This is a genomic window from Paenibacillus kribbensis (assembly GCF_001705305.1).
Lineage (GTDB): Bacteria > Bacillota > Bacilli > Paenibacillales > Paenibacillaceae > Paenibacillus > Paenibacillus kribbensis_B.
Genome location: NZ_MCBP01000018.1, coordinates 19241 through 45226, shown reverse-complemented (window position 1 = coordinate 45226; position 25986 = coordinate 19241). Strand labels below are relative to the sequence as shown.

Genomic DNA, 25986 nt, shown 5'->3' with positions numbered 1-25986 from the left:
ATTAGGAAAGAAGGCAGCGCCCGCTTTCCTAATTCGATTTATGTCTTCTGTACAGAATATAACTTCTACGCACATAATTCAATGGAACACTCCACACATGAACAAGCCGGGTGAACGGCCAGAATGCAAAAATGGCAAAGCCCATAAGTACATGAAGCTTGAAAGACAACGGTACATCTCTCATCAGTGACGGGTCGACACGGAATATGAATAAACCGCGGAACCAGATCGAGATGGTTTCTCTATAATCAAATTCAGGCTGTACTGCGTTCGTTACAAGGGTCGCAAACATCCCCATGCACACAAGGGCCAAAAGCAATACGTTAACAATCAAATCAGACGCTGAGCTTAAACGACGCACATTGCGTATTGTAAAACGGCGAGAGGTAAGAATCAACATACCCAGGAACGTTATGGCTCCAAATATGCCTCCAATATATACTGCTCCAATGTGATACAGATGATCGTTTACACCCAATGCGTGCATCCAGGTTTTTGGAATACCCAGACCGGATATGTGACCGAAAATAACAGGAATAATTCCCAGGTGGAATAAGAGGCTGCCGATCATCAATTGTTTCTTTTCAATAAATTCACTTGATTTCGCCGTCCAATTGAACTGGTCCGTTCTGTAGCGAAAAATATGGCCTACAATAAAGATAACCAAACACATGTAAGGGAAAATAACCCACAAAAACTGCTCTAGCATCATAGCGTTGCTGCCTCCTGTTCTACGCAAGCTTTAAGCGTTTCGCGCAATCCCTTGACCAGATGAAAATACGGGCTTTTCATTTTTTCCAGCGCTTTAAGCAAATGATAGGTGCCGTCTTCCAAAATCGCGACGGGCATGCGGAAGTTTTCTGTCGTCTTCGGATCTTGTACCCATTCGGCGGCATACAGAAATTCGCACATGAGTGGCAAGTAATCCGGCAGCTCTCCATCCGGCATTTCAAGACCGTACATCTCATACAAAACCTTTAATTTGACCAGCATTTGTCCTCGTTCTTTTGCATCCTCAAACTTGAAGTAAGTCATATATAGTGCGCAATTTTTTTGAAAATCGAAGGTTTCTGTATACATTTCCTGAATCTCTTCCATGCTGAATTCTTGCATAAGAGACCAGTACTTGTTAGCGTGCGTATACGCAGGATGACCCGGATCAAATGATGCCTCCAGAAAAGCCGGATGAAAATCCAGCTTTTCCGGGTACATGAGTTGTTGGGCGAAAAACCCGAATGAAGGCTTGCATTCATACAGCTTCGCTACATTAATCACGCCAAATACCCCCGTAGAAGTTTTCTTCATACATTTGCTTGCCTGTTTTTGAAGGCTCTTCCATTCCCATTGAGCTTGCCAGGCTACAGCCGCTACAGCCAGAACCACCCGATCCGCAAGCTTCCATATTCCCTAAGGTGTCGCCGAAACCCGCAGTTCCTTGGGCGCGGTATGGATTGTCGTAACTCTCTTTATGTGATGTCGGAATGACGAAGCGGTCCTCATATTTAGCAATGGCCAACAGTCGGTACATCTGCTCCGCCTGACGTGGTGTCATGCCAACGCGCTCAAGACGGCTTTCATCGAAAGAATGTCCTGTGGACTGGGCACGCATATAGGCGCGCATCATAGCCATCCGTTGCAGGGATTCCTTCACCGTAACCGTGTCGCCCGCCGTCAGCATATTGGCAAGATACTGAACGGGCGTACGCATTTCTTCGATAGCCGGAAAAATCATATCCGGATTCTCGATCGAGTCTTTCCCTTCAAAGTAATTCATGATCGGGCTAAGTGGCGGTACATACCAGACCATAGGTAACGTGCGATATTCCGGGTGAAGCGGGAATGCCAGCTTGTATTCAATCGCAAGCTTGTAGACCGGCGAGTTCTGAGCGGCCTCAATCCAGTCTTGCGAAATGCCGTCTTTTTTCGCCTGAGCAATTACCTCCGGATCACTTGGGTCCAAGAACAGGTCGCATTGCGCTTTATACAGGTCCTTCTCATCCTCCATAGAAGCAGCCTCCTGCACTCGGTCTGCATCATACAGCAGAACGCCAAGGTAGCGAATTCGTCCAGTACATGTCTCGGAGCAGACGGTTGGCAACCCGGCTTCCACACGTGGGAAACAGAAGGTACATTTCTCCGCTTTGTTCGTTTGCCAGTTGAAGTACACTTTCTTGTATGGGCAGCCTGTCATGCAATACCGCCAGCCGCGGCAGGCTTCCTGATCCACGAGCACGATTCCGTCCTCGTCCCGTTTGTACATCGCGCCCGAAGGGCAGGATGCGACACAGCTTGGGTTCAGACAGTGCTCGCAAAGCCGAGGGAGATACATCATGAACGACTTCTCGAAATTGAATTTGATCTCTTCTTCAATTTTCTGAATATTCGGATCAAGTGGCCCCGTTACATGGGCTCCTGCCAAATCATCCTCCCAGTTTGGACCCCAATTCAGATCCATTTTTTCGCCCGTCACTGCGGAATGCGCACGCGCTACCGGAGAATGCTTCTGCTCTTTTGCGTTGGTCAAATGCTCATAATTATAAGTCCAGGGCTCATAATAATCTTTCATTTCCGGCATGTCGGGATTGTAGAAAATTTTGCCCAGCGCTATCTTGGACAGCTTGCTCCCTGACTTTAGCTCAAGCTTTCCTTTGCGAAGCTGCCAGCCACCCTTATATTGCTCCTGGTCTTCCCAGCGCTTTGGATAGCCAATGCCGGGTTTGGTTTCCACGTTGTTGAACCACATATATTCCGCGCCCTTGCGGTTTGTCCAAGTTGTTTTGCACGTCACGCTGCATGTATGGCAGCCAATACATTTATCCAGGTTCATGACCATGGCAATTTGAGCTTTAATCTTCAAGCCAATTAACCTCCTTCATTTTACGTACCGCTACGTACACATCACGCTGGTTCCCGATCGGACCGTAATAATTGAACCCGTAGCTTAGCTGAGCATATCCGCCAACCATCTGGGTTGGTTTGAGATGAATTCTTGTTGGCGCATTATGGCTGCCCCCGCGCGTATCCGTGATTTCGGAGCCCGGCACTTGAATATGCTTGTCCTGAGCATGGTACATGAACATCGTTCCTCTTGGCATCCGGTGGCTGACAACTGCCCGGGCGGTTACGACACCGTTGCGGTTGTACACCTCCAGCCAGTCATTGTCGGCAATACCATGAGCTGCTGCATCTTCGTTATTGATCCATACCGTAGGACCTCCGCGGAACAGCGTAAGCATATGCTGGTTATCCTGGTAGGTGGAGTGAATATTCCATTTACCGTGTGGAGTCAGATAACGAAGCACAAGTGAATCCTGACCGCCCTTGATTTCCCGATCACGCGTGCCAAATACCATTGGCGGCAGAGTCGGTTTATAGACTGGCAACGACTCCCCAAACTGCTGAAAAATCTCATGATCGATGTAGAAATGCTGTCTTCCTGTCAACGTGCGAAACGGAACGAGACGTTCAATATTCGTTGTAAATGGCGAGTAGCGACGTCCCTGCTTGTTTGATCCACTGAATACCGGTGTTGGTATAACTTCACGCGGCTGTGCCGTGATGCTTTGGAACGTGATTTTTTCAGCAGCACGGTCGGCCGAAATGTCCATCAGTTTAACACCGTGATCCTTTTCCGCCTCTTCATAGGCTTTTTGGGAGACACGGCCATTGGTTGCGGACGAAAGATGAAGAATCGTATCGGCCACTTGGCGGGCTGTCTGGATTTTCGGCAGTCCGTCTTTAATGGACTCATCGTAATAGACCCCGTTCAGCTTCTTCAACTCCTCATATTCCTCCGCTACCGAGAAGCTAACGCCGTGCGCACCTGTCTTCCCGGTAGCCAAATTTGGACCGAGCGAGACATATTTATCGTATATTTTTGTATAATCGCGTTCTACAATGCTGAAATTCGGCATCGTTTTACCCGGAACTGCTTCGACCTCGCCCTTCGTCCAGTCCTTTACAAGACCCATCGGTTGCGAAATTTCGCCTATGGAGTCATGCCCAAGCGGTGCAGTCACAACGTCTTTATATATTCCTGGCAGATGCTCTTTGGCCATTTCCGAGAAGGTTTCGGATAGATGACGGTAGATATCCCAGTCGGAGCGGGATTCCCAAAGAGGATTAATCGCAGGATTAAATGGATGCACGAACGGATGCATGTCTGTCGAGGACAAATCTGTCTTCTCGTACCAGGTTGCAGCCGGGAGTACAACATCCGAGTACAATGGAGTTGTTGTCATCCGAAAATCAAGTGAAACCACCAGATCAAGCTTTCCTTCCACATCTTCCCGCCAGACGATTTCCTCAGGTTTCTGCTCTTCGTTCGGCCGGGCAAGCAGCGCATCGGAGGCTCCGAGCAGATGCTTCATAAAATATTCCTGGCCCTTCGCCGAACTGGAAATCAGATTGGAGCGCCAAATAAAGAGTGAACGCGGGAAGTTCTCTGCTGCCCCTGGATCTTCAACCGCAAAACGGGTCTTGTGTGATTTAATCTCTTCTACAGCGTGATTAATAATGTCCACGTTTGATTTCTTGCCCAGCTTCGCCGCTTCTTCGGCAAACAACAGGCTGTTCTTGTTAAACTGCGGGTAAGAAGGCATCCATCCCAAACGTGCTGCCAGCACATTGTAGTCTGCCGGATGCTGATATTTGACATCTCCGCCCGTCGGTGATTTCAGCGTATCCGTGCCGCTTTCTTCATAGCGCCACTGTTCTGTTGCAAAATAGAAAAATGAAGTGGCATTTTGCAATCGCGCTGGCCCCTGCCAGTCTTTGGCAAAGGCAATGGTTGACCAGCCTTCAATAGGACGGCACTTTTCCTGGCCTACATAATGCGCCCAGCCCCCGCCGTTTACGCCTTGAGAAGCAGTCAACATAACCAGGTTCAAAATCGACCGGTAGATGGTGTCACTATTGAACCAGTGATTGATCCCCGCTCCCATAATGATCATGGAGCGCCCTTGGGTATCGATTGCGTTCTGAGCGAATTCCCGAGCAATCTGTACCACAACCGATGCCTTGACACCCGTGATTTTCTCCTGCCAGGCAGGGGTATAATGCGAAGCCGCATCGTAATAATCCTTGGCGTTATGAGGGCTGTCGTTGCGAGCGATACCATACTGACTCATCATCAGATCATATACGGTCGCTACGAGACGTTCCGAACCATCTGCCAGACGTACTTTTTTAGCTGGAATCACACGTTGGAACGTTCCATTACCCGAGTTATCAAAATAAGGGAATACGATCTCTTCCCATTGCTCGTCATGACCTTCCATCGTGAGCGCGGGCTCAACCCTCGTTCCATCTTCCCGTTCCAGGATCAGGTTCCATTTCTTGCCCTGCTCCCAGCGCTGTCCCATCGTACCGTTCGGAACCAGCATTTCCTTCGTCGCTTCATCGTATATGACCGGTTTCCAGTCTGCATGCGGCGAAGCATCCCCCAGATCACTCGCCCGTAGAAAACGTCCACCTTTCCAGGCTCCCTCATGGGGATCAAGCAGAATCATAAATGGCATATCTGTATATTGCTTGGCATAGTTAATGAACATCGGTTCTTGGCGTTCTTTGTAGAACTCATCCAGAATGACATGCGTCATAGCCTGGGCTACGGCAGCATCTGTACCTGGATTTGGTGCGAGCCAATTGTCAGCGAACTTCACATTCTCCGCCAGGTCAGGTGCTACCGACACAACCTTCGTCCCTTTATAACGTACTTCCGTCATGAAGTGGGCATCCGGTGTCCGGGTAAGCGGCACATTCGATCCCCACATGATCAGGTAACCCGCGTTGTACCAATCTGAGGATTCAGGTACATCCGTTTGCTCACCCCAAATTTGAGGAGAAGCAGGCGGAAGATCGGCATACCAATCGTAAAAGCTCAACATTTCCCCACCGAGCAATGAAATGAACCGTGCTCCCGAGGCGTAGCTTATCATCGACATCGCCGGAATCGGTGTGAAGCCTGCAATCCTGTCAGGGCCGTACTTACGGATGGTATAGATCAATTGCGCCGAAATCAGGCGTAGAACATCGTCCCAAGCCACACGAACATGGCCGCCTTTTCCGCGCGCTGATTTGTAGAGCTTGGCTTTCTCAGGGTCTTCCACAATACTCGCCCATGCGTCTACCGGATTACTATGCTCCTTGATCGCAGCCAGCCACAGTCGCAATAGCTTGCCGCGCATATAAGGGTATTTCACACGTAACGGACTGTATTCATACCAGGAAAATGAAGCACCACGCGGGCATCCACGCGGCTCAAATTCCGGCATGTCTGGGCCGCAGGAGGGATAATCAATTTGCTGATTTTCCCAGGTGATGATGCCATTTTTAACAAAAACCTTCCAGCTACAGGAACCAGTACAGTTAACACCGTGCGTCGTACGAATTACTTTGTCGTGAGACCAACGCTGACGGTACACGTTTTCCCATTCTCTATTTTTTTCCTCAAGGATTGACCAGTTTCCGGAATAACTCTCGATCGGCTTAAAGAAGTTGAGGCTGTATTTTTTTTTCATCGATGATCAACGCTCCTTAGATTCATTCGCATACTCTCATTATGTAATTCATTCATCTCTGTTCCCATTAGGGAATGTCCTATAGCGATATAGAAAATCCCTCGTTCTATGGAAAGATACAAAAAAGCCTCCCTCTGCCAAAGGGAAGCTTGAATAAAATGGTTAATTGTTCTTTTGCCCCGTTAACAGGAGCATAATAAAGGAAATCAGGATGATAGAGCATGTCCAGGCCCAGGCCATAGGCAGGTGGTCAGAATCCACCGCAACATAAATGGCCGTCGGAATGGTCTGGGTTTTGCCCGGAATATTTCCGGCAATCATCAGTGTAGCACCAAACTCACCCAAACCGCGGGCAAACCCTAGTATAAAGGCCGCTTTAAAAGAAGGGAAAATTAAAGGAAAGGTGACATATCGGAAAACCTGCCACTCACTTGCTCCCATGGAACGTCCCACGTCTTCCAGATCACGGTCAACTGAAGAAAATCCCATTCTTAGCGTACGATAGACAAGAGGGAAAGCCACAACCACTGCTGCCACAACCCCAGCCCACCATGTGAAGATAATAGGCTCGCCAAACCATTGTTCTATAAAACGTCCCAACCCGCTTTTTCGTCCAAGCAATATGAGCAATAAAAAGCCAACAACGGTCGGTGGGAGTACCAAAGGCAGCATAAGCAAGGTTTCAACGACCGTTTTCCCTTTAAATAATCCCAAACGCGACATTGACCATGCCGCAAACAGGCCTATGATGATTACCAGAACGCTAGCTAACAGCGCCACCTGCAACGATAACAGGATAGGAGGCCAATATTCATTCCAATCTATAGCCTGCATGCTCACTTCGGTATGGTAAATCCATACTTAGCCATAATATTCAGAGATTCTTGTGATTGAAGGTAGGCATAGAAATCCTCGGCCTCTTGAGCATGCTTTGAAGCTTTGATAATCCCGATCGGGTACTCAACAGCTGAATAGGTTTTAGGGTCCACCTCAAAGGAAATTTTTGCCTTTTGCGAAGTCAACGCATCTGTTTTATAGACGAAGCCGACATCAGCGTTTCCAGTCTCTACATATTGCAGCACTTGTCTAACGTCTTTTGCCTGAACGAGCTTGTCCTGTAACACGTCCCAAAGCTTCGTGTTTGTCAGCGCTTCCTGTGCGTATTTGCCTGCAGGGACACTTTCAGGAATGCCTATCGCCACTTTTTTTACTTCTTCCTTGGTTAGATCATTCACACTCGCAATGTTCATCGTTCCGTCTGCAGGAATAACAGCTACCAATTCGTTCGTCAGCCATGTTTTTTGTTTATCGCTCTCTATTAGCTGCTGATCTACGAGAGACTTCATGTTTTTCTTCGAAGCGGACAAAAACAGGTCTGATGGTGCTCCTTGCTCAATCTGCTTTTCCAGCGCACCAGAGCCGCCAAAGTTGAAATTCAATTTGACATCTTTATGGCTAGACTCGTACAAAGGCTGGATTTCCTTGAGCGCATCTGTTAAGCTCGCTGCCGCGGAAATGGTTAGCTCAACATTCTCAGCCTTTTTCGAAGAATCCTGGCTGGAAGCCTCGTTCTGGGCCGTGCTGCTACCATTTGAGGCTGATTGCTGCGCCGCACCGCACCCTGAAAGTAATAACACAATGGAAAAAACAAAAAAGAATGCCTGACAATGTTTAACAATTCTTTTCATTTTGTTTGACTCCTTAAGTTTAGTCTTTCATTCATTATACAATAAATTATATTTTGAGTTGCGCCTGTCTCGTACGTTCGATTAATGTGCAATTCTCAAGAAGGATATGATTAAAAATATCTGCTTCCAGATCCTCCAACCGTCTCAATACAAGTCGGTGCGTACCACAAGCTTCCTGTGTCGGCTCAAAGCCGTTCGTTATCATGCGCAGCTCCTTTAGCAGCTCCACCACAGCCTGATGCTCATCTTGCAGCTTGGATACGTAAGGATTCAGAGCATTTGCCCGTTCAAGTGTCGATTCCTGTAAAAACGCTTCAATCAGCGGAAATACATGGTCTTCCTCACTCTGAATATGGTCGGATAGCTCCTGTTTAAGCAAGGTAAAAAGCTCATTCACTCGCTGTAGATGCGGATACCGTTCGCCATGAACCCGCGTTAGTTTGGTTACATACGGCGTGAGCGCCGACAGCTCCTCGCGAAGTCTTGTATGATACGTATCCTGAATATAGGCGATTAGCTCTTTGGTTTCGAGTGAGGACGGCTGCATTTGCTTATGCTGCGCCTGACTTTCTGCCACTTCATGCACCTGCGCCAGCAGTTCACCAGCATTCAGCCCTCGGCTGGCAGCTGCTTCCCGGAGTGGTATTTTCCCGCCGCAGCAAAAGTCAATCCGCAGTTTACGAAATAAATCTCCCGTTTTGGGGACCTCTTTCACAATATCAGCAACCCATGTTTCTTCCGTTAACTGGATCATTTTCTATTCCCCTACCTTGCCTTTAATTATTGTTCAATTTCAACTTTACCTCTCCTTTCTACCCGAGCCCATTAGGGAGTTCCCTCTTCTAAAGCAGGAAATAGCCTGATCATTACAAAGCTGAGATCAGCTGTTCAGCGGCATCCTTCCCTTGAGCGACACAATCCGGAATCCCAACGCCTCCATAACCGGCACCACACAAAAACACATTTGGAAAATGCTCTGACAAATCATGTCTTACCTTTGCCATATGCTCCTTGTGCCCAATCGGATATTGTGGCATCGATTCATTACACCGACTAACCTCGACGAATTCCGGCTCCGCTTTCAAGCCCATTAAATCCTTCAAGTCTTTGCGCGCAGCATCCACAAGCTCAGCATCCGTCATCTGCATCCATTCCTGTGCACCTGCATGTCCGATATATGTCCGTAACAGCGTATAGCCTGCTGGAGCAGTATGGCTCCACTTGGTCGAGGACCACGTGCATGCTGTAATCCTTTTACCTTCCTTGCGCGGCACCAAAAATCCCGTTCCCTCAAAGGAAAGATTAAGCTCCGTATTTTTATAAGCAAGCGCGATATTGGCTACCGAAACATAGCTGATCTTATTAAGCAAGCTGGCACTCGCAACGCCGGAAAATAATTTAGCCGCCTCGAAGGCTGGAACAGCGCAGATCACTGCATCTGCATCTATGACTTGTCCATGATCCAGGATGACCTGATAACCGTCCTCTTTTCTTACTTCAGCCACACCCTGTCCCATAACAAACTGTACGGTATGCAGCCTCTCCTTTAACCGCTCCACGATAGTAGATAATCCTTGCCGATAGGAAAGAAACATGCTTTTCTTGGCGATCTCCGGCAATTGGTTAGGAACACCCGACTTTCGCCCCGCTCCCTTAGCCATGCCTACAATCAAACTTCCATGCTTTTGTTCCATCTGTTTAAATTGAGGGAAGGTTGACATTAAGCTGAGAGAATACGTGTCGCCAGCGTAAATTCCAGATAGCAGAGGCTCTGTAATCTGATCCAAAACCTCTTTGCCAAGACGACGCTTGATAAAATCACCCAGAGATTCATCCATATCACCTTGCTTTGCGGGAAGGATTAAATCCAGAGCTGCGCGCGCTTTTCCCAGTGGAGAAATCAGCCCTGTCCGAATGAAGGGAGTCAACTTTGTTGGAATGCCTAAAATAAAGCCCATCGGCATGGTGTGCAGCTTGCCCTTATGCAAAATGCAGGCAGATTTGGCCTTCGGGTTTGTCGGCACCAGTTCTGCTTCCATTCCCAATTCCATGGTCAGCTCCAACATAGCCGTTTTTCTGGCCAGAAAAGCATCCGGTCCTTTTTCAATCATAAAATCATGCTGACGAATGGTGTGCAGCTTTCCTCCCAGCCGGTCGCTTTTCTCAACCAGCGTAATCTCTACCTCCATTTGCTTCTCCTCAGCCAGCTTTTTCACATAAAAGGCAGCGCTTAGACCACTTATTCCTCCACCGAGAATAACGACTTTTTTAGAACTCTTTTTCATAAAAATACTTTTCCTTCCTTAGCTCGAGGAGGCATATATGCACAGTAGGGGTCACTCTCCAGATAATCTCCTGTGATTGCATAAGCCCTTGCTCTGGAGCCTCCGCAGACTGTATTGAATTCGCAGACCCCACATTTTCCTTTAAGCAGTGACTTATCTCTAAGATTGTTCATGATCGGAGAGTGCCGATAAATATGTGCCAGACTATCCTCTCGCACATTTCCGCATGCAAGAGGCAGGAAACCACTCGGGTACACCTCGCCGATATGACTGATAAAAACAAATCCATCTCCATCATTTACGCCTTTTGGGGCACGTCCTAAAACATCTGTCCTTTTTTGCTCGAACGTTGCATTGCTCTTGTTTGCGCTGTGCTTTGCCTGCAGTACAACCCTTCGATAGTGAGGTGCTTCTGTAGCCTTTACACCGTAGGGCATCTGTTGTTGTATTTGATACAACCACTTCATTACTGCTTCATGCTCATCAGGAGTAATCATATCCTTCTCCATACCACGCCCGGTTGGAACAAGGAAAAACAAGCTCCACAACACCGCCTGCATTTCCTTTACCTTCTCTGCAATCTGCTCCAGATCGTGAAGGTTGTACCGGGACACGGTCGTATTTACTTGGATAGGAATGTTCATTTCCTTCAAATAGCCGATTCCGCGCATGGTCGTAGCGTAAGAGCCCACAGTTCCCCGAAAGTGATCATGAATATCTGCACACGAACCGTCCAGACTAAAAGCCCATCTAGATAAGCCTACCTGCTTTGCTTTTTCGACCGCTGCTCGTGTCACTTTAGGAGTGGCACTGGGAGTCATGGAAACCGACAGCTTTTTCTCTTCAATGGCATATTGAGCCAACTCAAATAAATCAGGACGCGATAACGGATCTCCGCCTGTGAAAACCACCAACGGATGATTCATTTCAGCAATTTGATCGATCAGCCGCTTGCCCTCCTCTAATGTCAGCTGACGAGGATCAGGCTTATACTGGGCTTCCGCTCTACAATGAAGGCATTTTAAAGCACAAGCTCGCGTTACCTCCCAAATGACGATAAACGGGTTTTCGCGATAATCTCGTGGTGTTTCCAAAGATATCATTGATGTCTCTCCTTTTTAGAAATATAAAAACAACACAGATACATAGAGCATCAATGAAAATCCAATTTCAGCCATGCCAACTTGTTTTGCCTTTAAATCGAATTTAGGAAGCCATATCGCTCGTAATAATAAAATTAAAAAAGGAACAGCCAAAAACACCTTTATCCAGGCAGCAAACAGCACAATGATCAGATGATAGATGATAGATGCATAATAGTAGCGTATATTTTTTCTTTCACGGATGATCGTTTTTACATAAAGCGCAGTTCCCGTAAAGTAAGCCACCAAAAGCAAAAATAGCTCCGTGGATATTCTCCAGTCTCCTGTCTCTCCAATATGAGCAACAGGGTAAATAAAAGAACAAAAAAGTAAAATCGCAATAATATCATTGAGCAAGGCGCGTTCATTTTTCATTTTTGCGTAGTATATGTTGGCCATAAAAAAGAACAGCAGCAGAACTCCATACCAGATCAACGCAGGCTTAATCCATACCAGTGAAACTAATAAGGGAAGCAGTATCGCTCCGTATACAACAACCGGTTTACGGTATCTTGCACGGTTTCCTGTTTTGATCCATTGGAGGACAGGAAAACTGAATAAATAGATAAAAAACCAGCACGCGAATAGTGGTATATGAATGAATTCCCCTTGAGAGGCCGCTAAACCGAATAAAAATGGAAGAATGAGCATTGCCCAGGCTCCATGCTGATTGGGAATGTATCTACTGATCCCCATCAACGACTTGCTCCTTTTTTCACAATGTTTAATATCTTTATGGCTTTGGTTAATCGATTCACCATCCATCCCCCCAAGATTAAATTTCTTACCTTCTTTAATTCTAATTATTCTTTTCAGTTGAACCAATCAGGGAGTTCCCTGATTCATATCGGGGAATAGCCTAGCCAGGGAACCAACGCTGTCTGCTCATCATGCCATTATCATCATTCGCTTTTTTTACAAAAATGTACCAAAGTAATCATTCAGTGCTTCCTGCGAGTATCCGTCATCTCCTTGCCATGCTGCGACTGCATTAAAATCATCATTTCCGTGCCGGCGTCTACGAGGTGTCTCCTGTGGAGTCAGCAATCCGGCATATCCCCACACCTCCATAACTACGTCGCGTTCATGCTTGCTGGATGGGAACACATCTTTCCAACGCTTCTCCAATTGCCGCGCACCGTTTTGAGCTTCACAGTCCTGAACGGCTGCGAGCATGTTATGAAGTATGGCAATATCCTGATCAGAAACCTCGAAATCTTCTTCTTTACAGAACAATTCAAGGTCCATCCAGCAATAGAGAAGATGATTTAGACGAACACCACCCCATTTGACTCGTTCAAAATTCAGTACATTCAAATCTTCATTGACGTATTCCTTATTGGACATAATTTTATTAAAATTACAATCCCCACAGCTGCTGTAATTGGGTAGTACGACAGACCGCTCCTCATAAGTATGCAAAGGCAGGCTTGCGGTTAAGGCCCAGCTCGACAAGGCACTGCGCAAATGAACCTTTCTCGTGGAAAGACTATGCAAAAAAGCCGCCGTCACTCGCTCTTTTGTAGCCACTTGCTGATGCAGCTCATGCAGCCTGCCCATAATCTCGTCATGTGTAATGGCAATCGGATCGAACATCAGGCCCTTGCTTTTGGCATACTCAAAATCCTCACCGGAAAAAGGCCCCCGCTCCGACTTCCAGCCACTGGCGGACCAGAAGGTGCTCATAAGTATTTTCTTTGCTTTTTTATCCATATCGTATCACCGTTATTCCTCACTATATTTAAAAGCAACTGCCGTATTCCCTGACTCCCAATCATTCATTGCTGCCTCTCCTTAACCCGATGTACGAATTTTTTCACTTTACAGTTTCCTATAATTCTCAATATATATTAAACTATAAATCACCTGGCACAAAATAGTTAAAAAATGTTGCCGGGTTATTTGACAAAGCTCGTATAAATTCAAAACTTCGGAAGGGGAGAACTCATGATGCAAAAGCTTTGGCAAAAAGGGAAGTCTCTGTCCTTGCCTATTATGAGCGGTAAAGGCACGCAGACTGAACAAGTGTCTCAAATGGACGGAACGATACGCTCGAACGAGATCCAAGTGGGTACTTTTCAGAGCAACAGATTACAGAACGGCTACCAAGTGGTCCATGCTGTGGCTGATCGGCGGGTTCTATCCCCTCTACATATAAAAACTTCGAATTATAATCACTCCTACCATTTTCCTCCATGCATTCTCAAGAACTCGTACAAACGACTTATTTTTGCTTGAAAACCCCTACTATTTTTGCCAATGACCACTGGATTCACTAGAATATATGTAATCATTTTAACCATTCGGTTCATTCAAGCAGTTGTACGTGATGAGGTGGTAATCCGGATAAAATTACATATCGCAGCAGTATAACGAAGGTCTCTTCTCACCTTCATTGTCTGCTTGCGCTTTGAAATATACTCTACCGGGGTATATCAAGGCCACCATTGATACAGCGCCGTCCACAACAGTGTATATGGTTGATTACACGCCAACTACCGTAGGGAGCCTGTTAAAAACCATAAGTGGGTAACAGAAAACGAGCTTTCCGCAACCTGAATCCTGGTCAGTTTTTTCTGGGATTTTAAAATAACAAAGGCGTACCGGGATTGGTACGCCTTTGAGCTGTTCAATTGTGAGCTTATCTGCAATGCACTTGGGTCGGATTACTTGACCAAATTGAGCTTCGCATCCTTAATATCATACAAAGTCCCTTTATTACGATCTGCAAGCTTTTTCATTTGTTTGTTGGCCAGTCCATTGGCAGGCACGATGGCATTAAAAACAACACCATTTTTCTGTAATTGCTCGTTTATTTCATCCACTGAAAAACGGGCTTTATCCGGCGCTGTACTTTTATCGTGAACCGGTGCATCTGTAATAAAAACGATCGTTTTGGAATTCGAATTTTTCGAGAATTTACTTATAGCCAGCTGGATGGCCTCCAGTCCCGATTCCTTCAAATCCCCGCCAGCGGAAGAACGCAGCAGATTTACATTACCTTTCAACTTGTTTTTATCCGCCGTAAACTCAAAGAACTCTAAATCCTTATCTGCCTTTAGATTGATATCCCGAAATGCAACAACAGCAAATTGGGAGCCTGCCGGAACGGAATCAACAAAGCCTTTTACCTTCTGTTTCACATAATCGAGCGTTCCAGTCATACTACTCGTCACATCGATGACGAACACAATATCAGTCGACTTGGTAAGAGTCGTGGAAATCTGTTTCAGAACCGGCACATTGGATTGTGGTTCAGGCTTGTCCTCGTTTTCCTCTATTAATTCTTCACTTTCACTGGTCGTCAAAACCTGTGGCGGGGCAAGTGAAATCACAACACTCTGCGCTGGAACATTCCATTTCACTTTCGCTCCCAGCGCCTCACTTACAAAGCGAATAGGAACCATCACTTTGCCGTTAATGAGTCTCGGCGCTGCATTGAGCCGCACCAGTTTCCCATTGATATAGGCATCTCTGGAGCCTACGGTCAGCTTGATCGTTGTATTGCCTTTGGTTGCGGTCACGGTCTTCGTAGTGCCGTCCCACTTCACCTTCGCACCAAGCGCCTCAAAAACAGCGCGAAACGGCACCAGCATACTCCCGCTAATGGAGGTTGCAGGCTGCTCATATTGCTGCTGCTTCCCATCAATAAACACCAAAACCTGCCCAGCTTTGTTATGATTCACAGGAACAAATTGGGGGACAGACGCTGCCGAATTTCCCGACTGATCAATCATTTTAATATAAAAGTAGTATCCGCCCGTATCCAAGTCCAGGTTACTCAAAGAGTAGTTAAATGTTGTTTTCGGATCGAACTGAATCCGTTTAACCAATTGGGCATCCGCATTTTTGACCATTACGTATGAGGTATATGTCGGTTGAATATCTTTCATTTTTAAACGAACCGTAAATGACGTACCTGAAGAGTTAATCGTAAATGTGCCCGGGAAATTTTCACCAGATGGTATGGACAAAGGAATTTCCGGTGATTCAGCTACCGAAATGTCTTCTTTAGACTCTATGACAGGCTGCGTTGGTTGAGGCTCGACGACTGGTTGAGAAACCTCGGATTCAGTGACAACCGGAGCCTCTTGCGTCTTGGTCTCCACATCAGGCTGCGTCACTTTGGGTTCTTCAACAGGTTGATCTGCTTTTAATTCCCCGTCAGACCCTTCCATGATGGAACCTATAGAAATCTCTAAATAATTTTCTGATCCTACACTAGGCGCTGGCTGCGAATCCGCAATTGTAATGGTTGAATTCGTATAATCGACTGTAAAGTTACTGGAAGGAATTTCAGTAAGGTTACTGTACAGACGAATTAGTGTACCAGGCTTAATCATATTCTCAAGATTAAATTTAAACACTCTGTTGACACCGTTGCCATCCTCAAGTAAGAGCTTAAGCTTGCTTCCCTCTCTGAATACAGTTGAAGTGGCAGCGTGAACACTTTCCGTACCCACCGTTAACCAACCCGTGAGTATCGTTGAAAACATGAGCAGAAGCATCGTCTTCTTGAATTTCATCGTTATTTCCCCTTTTGAAATCTCTGATCTATTTGGTAAATCATATCATAGGACCGGGTGTAGTTCATGTCATCTAATGACAGTTTTGGATATGGCAGCTCACTTTTTTCAAGCAGCTCTATACCACGTTCTGCTCATGAGTTCAATATCTCTGCATGATCGCTGAAAAATGCTTCTCATGCCGAAGCAGCTATTCTTTTCTCCACAACCCTCCTTACGTAAACTCATGGCGCTCACAAATGCGAAGTATCTTGAAGCTTTCAACTGTTCAGCGTTCTTGTGCAAAGCAACTATCATATTATCAGAAAATGCATTACCAAAGCTAAACCGTTTAACTCCTAACTGCTGAAGCTTGCGAACATTCGTCAGACCTCGTTTCGTCCTCATTCTTGCACTTATGGTCTACCCTGCTGTTCTTCTTTTGAGGAAACTATGCAAAAAAAGATCCACAGCGGAAATATGCCGCTATAGAGCTTCGCAATTCTCAGACACCTAATGTAATGCAGATTCTTTCCCCTTATTACTCGACTTATAGACGATTCAGTTATTGTGCAATGCGTCTAGCTACTTTATTCCATTCACTCTTATCCAGAAAACTGCCTGGTACATTGTCTTCCATCTCTTTAAACATGGCGTACAGTACACTAAATGACAGCAGATTGGTATCAATACGAGGGCGTGCCGAAATATCCATCAGCCCAATAACAGCACGCGGGTGTTCCCGGGCCGCCTCATGCCAAGGAAGTAAACAAACCGTTTGACAACCTGCTGCATAGGGAACGATAACATTATCAATGCCGGTTCGACCATAATTAGCCAATACAACGAGGGCAGACAGTTGATCGGGATTGGCATAGAATACAACAATCTTCGGTTCTTCTTTGGCAGTATCAACCTCGGTCAGTGGTGTAAATACTACGTATTGTTCAGGTATATTAATAAGAGGAATGGTTTCCATAAAATCTTTGGCTAGTTCTGGCGTCTTTTTGAAAGCTTCCGGCTCGGGTATTCCGTCCATCGGGGGCAATCCCTCTTTTCCTGTAGACATAAAGTACTCAAAACCATCCGAATACTGATTTATAAGTCCTAGTCCGATTCCGCCCCCCTCACAGCCAAATGTAGTACGGCTGAATACGGCCCGCCGCCCCTTGGCTGCTGCTGTTAACATGGCTACAACGCATCCCCAGCGTCCTTCAGCAAACTCCAGTGCTCCTTGAGGTTTCTCATTGGTGAATAGAATGGCAATAGGAGAATACTTGAGTTTTAGTCTCTGCGCAATTTCACTCTGCATATGTGGATTGCCTCCCTTTTTTGAGTTAACGCTTCTCATGAACTTAACTGCTTGTCTAGTGCCGCTTAGGTTCGCGAACACCCTTACCATATAGATATAGCGAACACAGATTGACCCGGGTCAATTATAGAGCAAAAAAAATTCTTTCCTACCTATACAGCTCAGTGTATTTCGGAAAAAACGTAATGATTTTTTATGATTCACCTTAAAACAGCATGCGGATTGACCCGGGTCAGTATTGATTGTAAAAAATTAGCATGTGCATTGTCAAGGAAAAATTACACAATAGCTGCACAGTTGGAAACAGCGATTCATACAGTAAAACTGCTGCTTCGGGAGTTACTGGAGACCATAATATTAGAAAGCTAAAATACAGAATTCTCTTGACAATGTGTACAAACTTTTTATACTTACGATTGACCAAGCTTACAGCTTTTATCGCTTGGCGATAGAACCTTGACAGTCATTAAACCGATTAGGAGGTGTTTTTTATAACTAGAGCTATAAAAGAGGCTGAAGTAAGACGGGCGGAATTGATCGATGCGGCTTTGGAGCTTTTTACCTCCAACGGCTACCAAAAAACCATGATCATTGATATTGTAAAAAAAACCGGCGCCGCTAAAGGCACCTTCTATCACTACTTTTCTTCCAAAGAAGCCATCCTGGAAGCCATTTGCACCCGCTGGGCAACTGAAACAGCCACTTCCTTCGAGTTGGAAAGCCGCCAATTCACCGCCTTGTCCAAATTGCAATTATTTATTACACGACTGTTTCATCCTAATCAGCTTAATCTATTTTTTAAAAGACTATGTGATGAAGAACAACTTAACTTATACTATAAATTATGGAGAATCATAGTAGAAAACGTCTTTAATCCTCTTATCACTGACATCATTCAGCAAGGAAATCAGGAGGATACCATGCATGTAGCTAGCCCGAAAGAAACCACTGCTTTTTTCTGGAGTACGCTGAGTTGTGTATGGGAAGCTGTGCTTTTTCAAGAACCTTCCGAAATCATTGCTATCAAAATAAAAATAGCCGAATCCTTGTTGGAACGAGCATTAGATACCAAGGAAGGTATGCTCAAATTATCATTGCCCAGCCAGGGGATTGCGTAAGAGCTCCCTCACTTGGACATCCGGATCGATTTGTCTACGCCGAGGAAAAACGTATTAACGCTTCAAAGAAACCCAAAGAGACGACAGAGGTCCCCTTACTTACCGAGCTTCGGAAGGGGCCTCTGTCTGATTCACAGGCTTTTAACGATATAAATTACAGTTCATCGCGATCAGACCTTCACACAGAGCGCGGTCGCCCATTACCATATCATCGCTACACCAAGGAATCGGTGAACTTTTCATCCCTTGAACTGTGTTTCTCGGTACGCCCAGATTATCCCGCAATGCATATTTAATTGAATATAACAGGAATAGACTTGAAAAAGGAACATATGTTCTGTATAATCTAACTTAGCAATTTGCACAATCCTGAACTAACGGAGATACGAACATGGACCATAAATTTATTAAGGAACTACGCGAAATCAGTAGAAATGACAAGCGAAGATCCGAATTTCTTATCAAGGGTATGAAGGAAACACTTCAGGAAAGAAAAGAAAAAAACTTTATTGAGAGATGGATTTGGCGACAAAAGAACAAGAAGCGTATCGCGCGGAGATTTAAGTCCTGATAGATCTAACAACGGGACTTCTTAATAATGGGTGAACAAAGTATGATTGAGCAGCTAGTCCCTACAGAAAAAGTACTGTCAATTCAATCAAAAGAGGGCCCGTAAAAACCATCTTTGTGGCCGGACTCCCTCTTTTCAGCTTATCTATAAATCTTTATTCCGTAACACTCACTTCCGTTTGAACTGAGGATCTTCGTGAAAGTAAATACACAGCTGCAATGGCGATAGCAACACCTGCTGCTCCAAACCAAGTGATGGAAGCTAGAGATACCTGACCTACAACTACGCCTCCAATTCCGGCCCCAGCTGCCATGGAAAGCTGCATCGTAGACTGATTGAGGCTCAGCATGACGCCGGAAGACTCAGGCACAAGCGTAACCAGATTATATTGTTGAGTGGGCCCGGATGTCCAGGCTGCGAACGACCACAGAATCAGTAAAGCAAACACAGCGCCTAGAGAATGAGCGGCAAAAGGAAGTATAAGCAAGGAAATGACGTGCAGTATCATGCCTCCAAATAATGTAACAGGAATACCCTTTTTATCTGCGCTGTATCCACCGATTTTAGACCCGATCAGACTGGCGATCCCGAAGGCGAGTAATACTGAACTTAGCATATCCTCCCCTACACCTGACACATTCAGCAAGTACGGTGAAATATAAGTATACGCGAGCGAATAACCCCCTAGCCAAAAGAAGGTGATAGCCAATCCCAAAGCGACTTCAGGCTTTTTCAGAAGGGCAAATTGCTGTAGCAAGGGAACAGGTTGATCTCCTCTTAAACGGGGAATCGTCATAGCGATAATAATCAGGGCAATAATCCCTGTCAAAGCGATGCCAAGAAATACAGTTTTCCAGCCATATGCAGAAGATATCATTCTTCCCAGTGGAACTCCAATGATCAGCGAGGCCGTAAAACCCATGGTGACCGTAGCAATAGAACTGGCCTGTTTGCCTGCTGGGGCAATTTTCGCTGCGATGCTCAGGGCCGTAACCACGACCATTCCCGCCCCGAGTGCCATAAGAATACGTGCGGCAATAAACATTCCAAAACCCGGCAAAACAAAGGACAGAACATTGGAGACTGCAAATAATCCGAGAGCATACAAAAGCAGCTTGCGTCTGTCCCATTTAGCTGTTATGGCCATCAGGATCGGCGTGCCAATCGCGTAGGCGAGAGAAAAAACAGTAATCAACTGACCTGCGGCAGCCACTGTAATTCCCATGGTCGTCGCAATCTGATCCAAAATCCCCGAGATTATATATTCGGATGTGCCTACCAAAAAACTGACAATTGCCAAGATATATACCTTCCATGTGCTCTGCATTTCTGAGTAACGCCTCTTTTCTTTTTTGTTTTTATATTTCTGCAAATATCGAAATTAAGACTAAAAAAAATTATTTTATCAGGAAAGGGGCATATTTCTCTGCTGCTTCAACATCTAAGCTGTAATAAATAAAAGTGCCCTCTTTCCGAAATGTCAGCAGCCCGGATTCTGCCATTTGCTTCAAATGATGCGACAGCGTTGAAATAGCAACACTATTCAGCTTTTCGCCCAGCACAGAGCAGCATTGGTCACTTTCCTCTTTTAGCAAAAGTGCTATCTTGAGACGAGTCGGTTCTCCAAGCGCTTTATATATTTTTACAGCCTGCTGCATCTCCGTAGTATCTTTCACCCTGCTCCATTCCCTTCTGGTTCCAGTCTTAATTTCGATGTTCATCGAAATAAAATTATCATAAACATCTACAAAAGTAAACCACTTATTTTAGCTCACTTCAAATTTCCGATTGTCGCATGACAAAATAATCCTCCATCCACAAAGGATGGAGGATTAAATATCCAGCAATAACCAGTTTTACTATACCGACCACAAACGAGGGAATCGCTAATATTAAAATTCTCTTATCCGTGGCTTTAATTCGGGCTTGCTGTTGGTCTAACAATAATTTCGTTCACATCTACATCCGCAGGCTGCTCCATAGCATACAGAATGGAACGAGCAATGGCATCCGGTGAAATCGAAATACGACGATACTCTTTCATTCCCTGCCGGGCCTCTTCATCTGAGATACTATCAGCAAGCTCGGATTCGGTTACTCCCGGTGATACCATCGTCACACGAATATCTCCGCCAACCTCCATACGCAACCCTTCAGAAATCGCCCGGACTGCATACTTCGTAGCGCAGTACACCGCTGCAGTTGGGGTTACACTATACGCGCCAATGGAGGTAATATTGATAAACTGACCAAATCTTTGCTTTTTCATGATAGGAAGTCCTGCAGCGATCCCATGCAAAACACCCCGTATATTTACATCAATCATACGATCCCATTCCTCTACCTTCAGCGCTTCTAATTTTGAAAGAGGCATCACTCCCGCATTGTTCACAATGACATCCACACGTCCAAATGTTTTTCCCGCGAACTTAATGAACGCTTCCATCTGCTCCCTCTTGGTCACATCCAGTTGCTGATAATCAGCCGATCCACCTTTTGAACGAATCTCAGAGGTAAGAGCTTCCAGTCGTTCTGTGCGTCTGGCCCCCAATACCACGTGCGCCCCATGATGAGCAAGTAAACGGGCAGTTGCTTCACCGATCCCACTGCTTGCCCCCGTAATCGCTACGACTTTACCTTTAATATTCAACATGCCTGCTCCTCCTTTGGTTTAAGAACTCACTGAAAATGCGTATAGATTACTTGTTGACTTTTCTGTAAAAAACCATCCCTGCATGATACAGAACACCATCCTTAAATTCGCCATCTGCCGTAAATCCGGTGTCGTCCACATACTCGATACGGTCGCCTTTCACGATATAGCTACCTGTGTAAGCACTTTGCCTTTGACCACGTGCTTCATCATAACGGCCATTAGGCAGGAGTTCCTGACGGATGTACCCATCCTGGGTAACCCACATCCCGATATAGGGATGCTGTGAAGCGTGTACACTTTTTTCCTCTTTGTTGCTCTCCATGCCTATTTCACTCCTTCTTTCTAACATCGCCATGGACAGTGAACCAGGTAGTGCATTGTTTTTCCTCTTCACTTGTTCACTTGGCGTTGTTGCTGTACCCTATTATGAGACGATCATGCTTGGAGCTGGTAGAAAAATCAGACCAAATTATTGCCTAATCCTCCAAAGCCTCTTAATATGAAATTAAATCCATATCGAAAAGCAATGCATCTGAAGTGTAGAAGTGTATAGTCTATTGAAAATATGAAGATAAGCTGCTTTTTAAAGAAGGGATGTGTCATGATGGAGGCAGCCAATATAGAGGGTTCCACCATGGAAAAACAAGCCGAATTGACAAGGCTCATAGAACGATTCTCCATCCAGGACGGAGTTCTCGCTACAGCCATACCTTCGCTTCATTTTATCCGAAGCTCCAATACAACCGTTCCGATTTATCAAGTCCATGAACCCGCCTTATGTATTGTGGCACAAGGCAGAAAAGTCGTGATGCTCGCAGAGGAAAGCTACCACTACGGCACATCCGACTATCTTGTTGTTTCGGTGGATTTGCCGATTTCCGGACAGGTCATACAAGCCTCAGCAGAAGCACCTTATTTGTGCCTCCGGCTCAATTTTGATCCGCATCAGGTTTTGGATCTGATCAAAGAATCTGCTTTATCCACAAGTTCAATTCCTGATTCCAGAAGAGGCTTGTATGTAAGCCAAACCAACCCTCTGCTGTTAGATGCCGTGGTAAGGCTAGTGCGGCTTCTGGACAAACCGCAGGATATTCCGGTGCTTGCTCCATTAGCCATTCGCGAGATACTGTATAGAATTTTACAGGGAAATCAGTGGGAATCCTTAAAACAATTGGTCATGACCGGCAGCCAATCCTACCGAATCGCAGAAGTCATCCAGCGGATCAAGCAGGATTATGATAAGCCGTTGCGCATTGAGGAATTATGTAAACTAGCTAATATGAGTTCCTCGTCGCTACATCGTCATTTTAAAGAGATTACGGCTATGACCCCATTGCAATATCAAAAGCAAATACGTCTACAAGAAGCCCGCCGCCTGTTGTTATCCGAATCAGCGGATGCAGCAGATGTCGGTTTTCAGGTAGGTTACGAGAGTCCTTCACAATTCAGCCGTGAATACGCCCGTTTGTTTGGCCTGCCTCCAATTCGTGATATCAAGCGCTTGCGCATGGATCAGGATCATCCAACCATTTAAACCATTTTTTGAATAGCACAAATAAGCCGCTCCTCAGGTAGAGAAGCGGCTATCATTTTATTTTTGTTAAATGACATTTGGAAAGCTTTCCGATGGAATAAAAGTGCGCTGCTTATACAAATATTCGATGATTTCCCCAGCTAAGCTTCTACTCCATCACGTCCAACCATAGGCTTACGGATCACAGAGACGCTTGATTCCCTGACGATCAGGCGAGGCTCGAATTGCACACGCTCATAATCACCCGGAGTCTGCTCCTGAATTCGCTTAAGCAGCAGCTCCGCAGCCAATCGTGCCACCTCTTCCCCCATGATGGAAACAGAGCTGATTTGCGGCGTCGTTACCGTTGCCCACAGGTTGTTATCAATGCCGACTACAGCAACCTCGTCCGGCACTTTGACGCCCAGATCCTTAAAGCGATTGACAATGCCAATCGCCACCATATCGTTAACCGCATAAATCGCATCCGGCATATGCTTCAGGCTGTAAAAATAATCGGCCGCACGCAGCCCTGTCTCAAAAGAGAAATCATCGCCAAAATAAACGAGTGAAGGGTCCACATGCTGGAGAGACTGCTCGTAAGCGAAGTATCTTTCCTCGATTTTGTCCTTTGCAGCACCTGCATAAGCAATTCTCGTTCTCCCGATTTTAAGCAAATGCTCCATCACAAGCCGTCCCTCTTGCCGGGCCAGACTGACGATATCCGCTTTTACATTTTCACCCAGCTTCTTGCCATAATTAATGATGGATACGGGAACGCTGGACTTGTTGATCAGATCCACCAGCATTTTGGGGTATGCCAGCGGCATAATAATAAGCCCGTCCACATGCAGCTTCTTAACCTCCCGAACCGTTTCAAGCTCCATTCTGGCATTGCCGGCAGTATTAATCTGCACAACACGGTAGCCATGCTGCTTGGCAGCCTGCTCCACGGACCAAGCAATCTCAGGGATTATCGCGTTGCGAATATCCGGCACAGCCAACGCAATTTGGCGTGTCTGACGTACCTTCAAGCTTTGCGCTGAGGTGTTGGGTGTGAATCCCATTTCTTCAATCACCTGCAAAATCAATGCTTTCGTCTTCGGGCTGATGCCCTCACTATCATTAATAGCTCTGGAGACAGTCGCAATACCTACACCTGCCCGCTTGGCTACATCCTCTATGGTTACTTTTTTTTGATCTGTCACGCCCAAAATCCTTTCAAAAACGGAATCGTTTTCTGGCTTTCTAAAATGTAGTTTCGATATTGATATTATACCATAGAATAAACCTCTGAAAATGAAAGCAGATTTCTTCATTGTCTCTGCTTCGCCTGAAAAACCCACCCCAGCTCTTGAATGTAAGCGATAAGTCAAAAATAGCGCCGCAGTCACAAGTGATTATATTCACAAAAAAATCAAGTGCTTTTTGCATGATTTTAGTTTGACAATGTGTAAAATTTATGACATATTATCTTTCGGAAACGTTTCCTACTTCATTCGCTTTTATAGCAATAAATGATCATATATTCGTCAAGGAGATGACAGACATGCAAGCATTGAGATGGCATGGAGTAAAAGACTTACGTTTGGAAAACATTGAGCAGCCTGCTGCTCTGGCAGGAAAAGTGAAAATTAAAGTAGAATGGTGTGGCATTTGCGGAAGTGATCTTCATGAATATGTGGCAGGACCCATCTTCATTCCCCAGGACGCTCAGCATCCATTGACTGGTGAAAAAGCTCCGATCGTAATGGGACATGAATTCTCTGGACAAGTGGTCGAAATCGGCGAAGGTGTTACCAAGCTTCAGGTTGGCGACCGTGTGGTCGTAGAACCCGTTTTTGCATGTGGAGAATGTACTGCATGTAAACAAGGCAAATATAATCTTTGCGATAAAATGGGCTTCCTCGGCCTGGCAGGCGGCGGCGGTGGATTCTCAGAATATGTTGCGGCTGACGAGCATATGGTTCATAAAATTCCAGATAGCGTGTCTTTCGAGCAGGGCGCTTTGGTAGAGCCTTCTGCCGTTGCTTTGTATGCTGTTCGTCAAAGCCAGCTGAAAGTCGGCGACAAGGCCGTCGTTTTTGGCGCTGGTCCTATCGGCTTGCTGGTTATTGAAGCCTTGAAGGCTTCGGGTGCATCTGAAATTTATGCAGTAGAGCTTTCTGAGGAACGCAAAGCTAAAGCCGAAGAGCTGGGTGCTATCGTGCTTGATCCTAAAGCTTACGATGTCGTGCAAGAGCTGCACAAACGGACCAACGGAGGCGTAGATGTAGCCTATGAGGTCACTGGCGTACCGCCTGTGCTGACTCAAGCGATCGAATCTACCAAAATCAGCGGACAAATTATGGTCGTCAGCATTTTTGAAAAAGAAGCTCCGATCAAGCCTAACCATATCGTAATGAAGGAACGCAATCTGACGGGTATTATCGGCTACCGCGATGTGTTCCCGGCTGTCATCAGCCTGATGGAAAAAGGTTATTTCCCTGCGGACAAGCTGGTTACCAAACGTATTAAGCTCGAAGAAGTGATCGAGCAAGGCTTTGAAGGCCTCCTGAAAGAAAAAAATCAAGTTAAAATCCTGGTATCTCCGCACTCCTAATATAGAAGCAAAATCAGATGTCTGCCATGTACAGGCATCTTTTTTATCAAAAAAAGCGCTCCCTCCTGCGGCA

22 protein-coding genes and 2 pseudogenes are annotated in these 25986 nt (G+C 45.7%); 5 read left to right on the top strand and 19 right to left on the bottom strand.

Features of this window, described 5'->3' with window-relative positions:
- Positions 1-28: 28 nt before the first annotated feature.
- The 11 genes from narI to BAZ21_RS24270 all read right to left on the bottom strand — a co-directional run bounded on the left by narI (position 29) and on the right by BAZ21_RS24270 (position 13349).
- Positions 29-712 carry a respiratory nitrate reductase subunit gamma gene (narI, locus tag BAZ21_RS24320; protein ID WP_068505474.1) on the bottom strand — a complete coding sequence of 228 codons (684 nt, stop codon included), beginning with the start codon at positions 710-712 and terminating at the stop codon, positions 29-31.
- Positions 709-1275, bottom strand: a complete 567-nt coding sequence (gene narJ / locus BAZ21_RS24315) for a nitrate reductase molybdenum cofactor assembly chaperone (RefSeq protein WP_068505473.1) — start codon at positions 1273-1275, stop codon at positions 709-711. Before narJ ends, narI begins: the two co-directional genes overlap by 4 nt.
- Positions 1268-2857 carry a nitrate reductase subunit beta gene (gene narH, locus BAZ21_RS24310; RefSeq protein WP_068505472.1) on the bottom strand — a complete coding sequence of 530 codons (1590 nt, stop codon included), beginning with the start codon at positions 2855-2857 and terminating at the stop codon, positions 1268-1270. Before narH ends, narJ begins: the two co-directional genes overlap by 8 nt.
- Positions 2847-6521 (bottom strand): nitrate reductase subunit alpha, encoded by a 3675-nt coding sequence (locus tag BAZ21_RS24305; RefSeq protein ID WP_068505471.1) that lies wholly within the window; start codon positions 6519-6521, stop codon positions 2847-2849. The genes narH and BAZ21_RS24305 overlap by 11 nt, the downstream gene beginning before the upstream one ends.
- Positions 6522-6683: 162 nt before the next feature.
- Entirely contained in the window at positions 6684-7355 is a 672-nt protein-coding gene (gene modB / locus BAZ21_RS24300; protein WP_176718211.1) for a molybdate ABC transporter permease subunit, read from the bottom strand.
- 2 nt (positions 7356-7357) lie between these two features.
- Positions 7358-8209, bottom strand: coding sequence for a molybdate ABC transporter substrate-binding protein (gene modA, locus BAZ21_RS24295; RefSeq protein ID WP_068505469.1), 852 nt, complete (start codon positions 8207-8209; stop codon positions 7358-7360).
- A 46-nt stretch (positions 8210-8255) separates the two neighbouring features.
- Positions 8256-8963 (bottom strand): iron-sulfur cluster repair di-iron protein, encoded by a 708-nt coding sequence (ric, locus tag BAZ21_RS24290; RefSeq protein ID WP_068505468.1) that lies wholly within the window; start codon positions 8961-8963, stop codon positions 8256-8258.
- Between the two features lie 112 nt (positions 8964-9075).
- Positions 9076-10494, bottom strand: coding sequence for a protoporphyrinogen oxidase (gene hemG, locus BAZ21_RS24285; protein WP_068505467.1), 1419 nt, complete (start codon positions 10492-10494; stop codon positions 9076-9078).
- Positions 10491-11597 (bottom strand): TIGR04053 family radical SAM/SPASM domain-containing protein, encoded by a 1107-nt coding sequence (locus BAZ21_RS24280; protein ID WP_068505466.1) that lies wholly within the window; start codon positions 11595-11597, stop codon positions 10491-10493. The genes hemG and BAZ21_RS24280 overlap by 4 nt, the downstream gene beginning before the upstream one ends.
- A 15-nt stretch (positions 11598-11612) precedes the next feature.
- Positions 11613-12401, bottom strand: a complete 789-nt coding sequence (locus BAZ21_RS24275; protein ID WP_068505519.1) for a YwiC-like family protein — start codon at positions 12399-12401, stop codon at positions 11613-11615.
- A 150-nt stretch (positions 12402-12551) separates the two neighbouring features.
- Positions 12552-13349: a hypothetical protein gene (locus BAZ21_RS24270; RefSeq protein ID WP_068505465.1), complete on the bottom strand. Its 798-nt coding sequence runs from the start codon at positions 13347-13349 to the stop codon at positions 12552-12554.
- Between the two features lie 237 nt (positions 13350-13586).
- On the opposite strand from BAZ21_RS24270, the gene BAZ21_RS24265 reads away from it, so the two are divergent.
- Entirely contained in the window at positions 13587-13874 is a 288-nt protein-coding gene (locus BAZ21_RS24265; protein ID WP_141695026.1) for a hypothetical protein, read from the top strand.
- Positions 13875-14073: 199 nt separating this feature from the next.
- Positions 14074-14195, top strand: a pseudogene (locus BAZ21_RS28725) (DUF1541 domain-containing protein); the annotation flags it as partial.
- A gap of 107 nt (positions 14196-14302) precedes the next feature.
- On the opposite strand, the gene BAZ21_RS24260 reads toward BAZ21_RS28725, so the two are convergent.
- From BAZ21_RS24260 to BAZ21_RS24250, 3 genes and pseudogenes are all read right to left on the bottom strand, one after another.
- Entirely contained in the window at positions 14303-16162 is a 1860-nt protein-coding gene (locus tag BAZ21_RS24260) for a stalk domain-containing protein (protein WP_068505463.1), read from the bottom strand.
- A gap of 233 nt (positions 16163-16395) precedes the next feature.
- Positions 16396-16534, bottom strand: a pseudogene (locus tag BAZ21_RS30140) (isocitrate lyase/PEP mutase family protein); the annotation flags it as partial.
- Positions 16535-16706: 172 nt separating this feature from the next.
- Positions 16707-17453, bottom strand: a complete 747-nt coding sequence (locus BAZ21_RS24250) for a DUF169 domain-containing protein (protein WP_068505461.1) — start codon at positions 17451-17453, stop codon at positions 16707-16709.
- Between the two features lie 533 nt (positions 17454-17986).
- On the opposite strand from BAZ21_RS24250, the gene BAZ21_RS24245 reads away from it, so the two are divergent.
- Entirely contained in the window at positions 17987-18571 is a 585-nt protein-coding gene (locus BAZ21_RS24245; RefSeq protein ID WP_068505460.1) for a TetR/AcrR family transcriptional regulator, read from the top strand.
- 725 nt (positions 18572-19296) lie between these two features.
- Here BAZ21_RS24245 and BAZ21_RS24235 read toward each other — a convergent pair.
- From BAZ21_RS24235 to BAZ21_RS24220, 4 genes are all read right to left on the bottom strand, one after another.
- Complete coding sequence (locus BAZ21_RS24235; protein WP_068505458.1) at positions 19297-20469, bottom strand: MFS transporter; 1173 nt, start codon at positions 20467-20469, stop codon at positions 19297-19299.
- Between the two features lie 70 nt (positions 20470-20539).
- Entirely contained in the window at positions 20540-20818 is a 279-nt protein-coding gene (locus BAZ21_RS24230) for an ArsR/SmtB family transcription factor (protein ID WP_007431462.1), read from the bottom strand.
- A gap of 239 nt (positions 20819-21057) precedes the next feature.
- A complete protein-coding gene (locus tag BAZ21_RS24225; RefSeq protein WP_068505456.1) occupies positions 21058-21795 on the bottom strand; it encodes an SDR family oxidoreductase in 738 nt (245 codons plus the stop codon).
- A 46-nt stretch (positions 21796-21841) separates the two neighbouring features.
- The gene (locus BAZ21_RS24220; RefSeq protein WP_068505455.1) at positions 21842-22120 is read right to left on the bottom strand and encodes an Atu4866 domain-containing protein; all 279 of its coding nucleotides are present in this window, start codon (positions 22118-22120) and stop codon (positions 21842-21844) included.
- A 282-nt stretch (positions 22121-22402) separates the two neighbouring features.
- Here BAZ21_RS24220 and BAZ21_RS24215 point away from each other — a divergent pair, with 282 nt between their 5' ends.
- Positions 22403-23332, top strand: coding sequence for an AraC family transcriptional regulator (locus BAZ21_RS24215; RefSeq protein ID WP_068505518.1), 930 nt, complete (start codon positions 22403-22405; stop codon positions 23330-23332).
- 140 nt (positions 23333-23472) lie between these two features.
- Here the strand turns inward: BAZ21_RS24215 and BAZ21_RS24210 are convergent, their stop codons facing one another.
- Entirely contained in the window at positions 23473-24519 is a 1047-nt protein-coding gene (locus BAZ21_RS24210) for a LacI family DNA-binding transcriptional regulator (RefSeq protein ID WP_068505517.1), read from the bottom strand.
- A gap of 341 nt (positions 24520-24860) precedes the next feature.
- Between BAZ21_RS24210 and BAZ21_RS24205 the strand changes: the two genes are divergently transcribed.
- Entirely contained in the window at positions 24861-25913 is a 1053-nt protein-coding gene (locus BAZ21_RS24205; protein ID WP_068505454.1) for a 2,3-butanediol dehydrogenase, read from the top strand.
- Positions 25914-25986 lie beyond the last annotated feature (73 nt).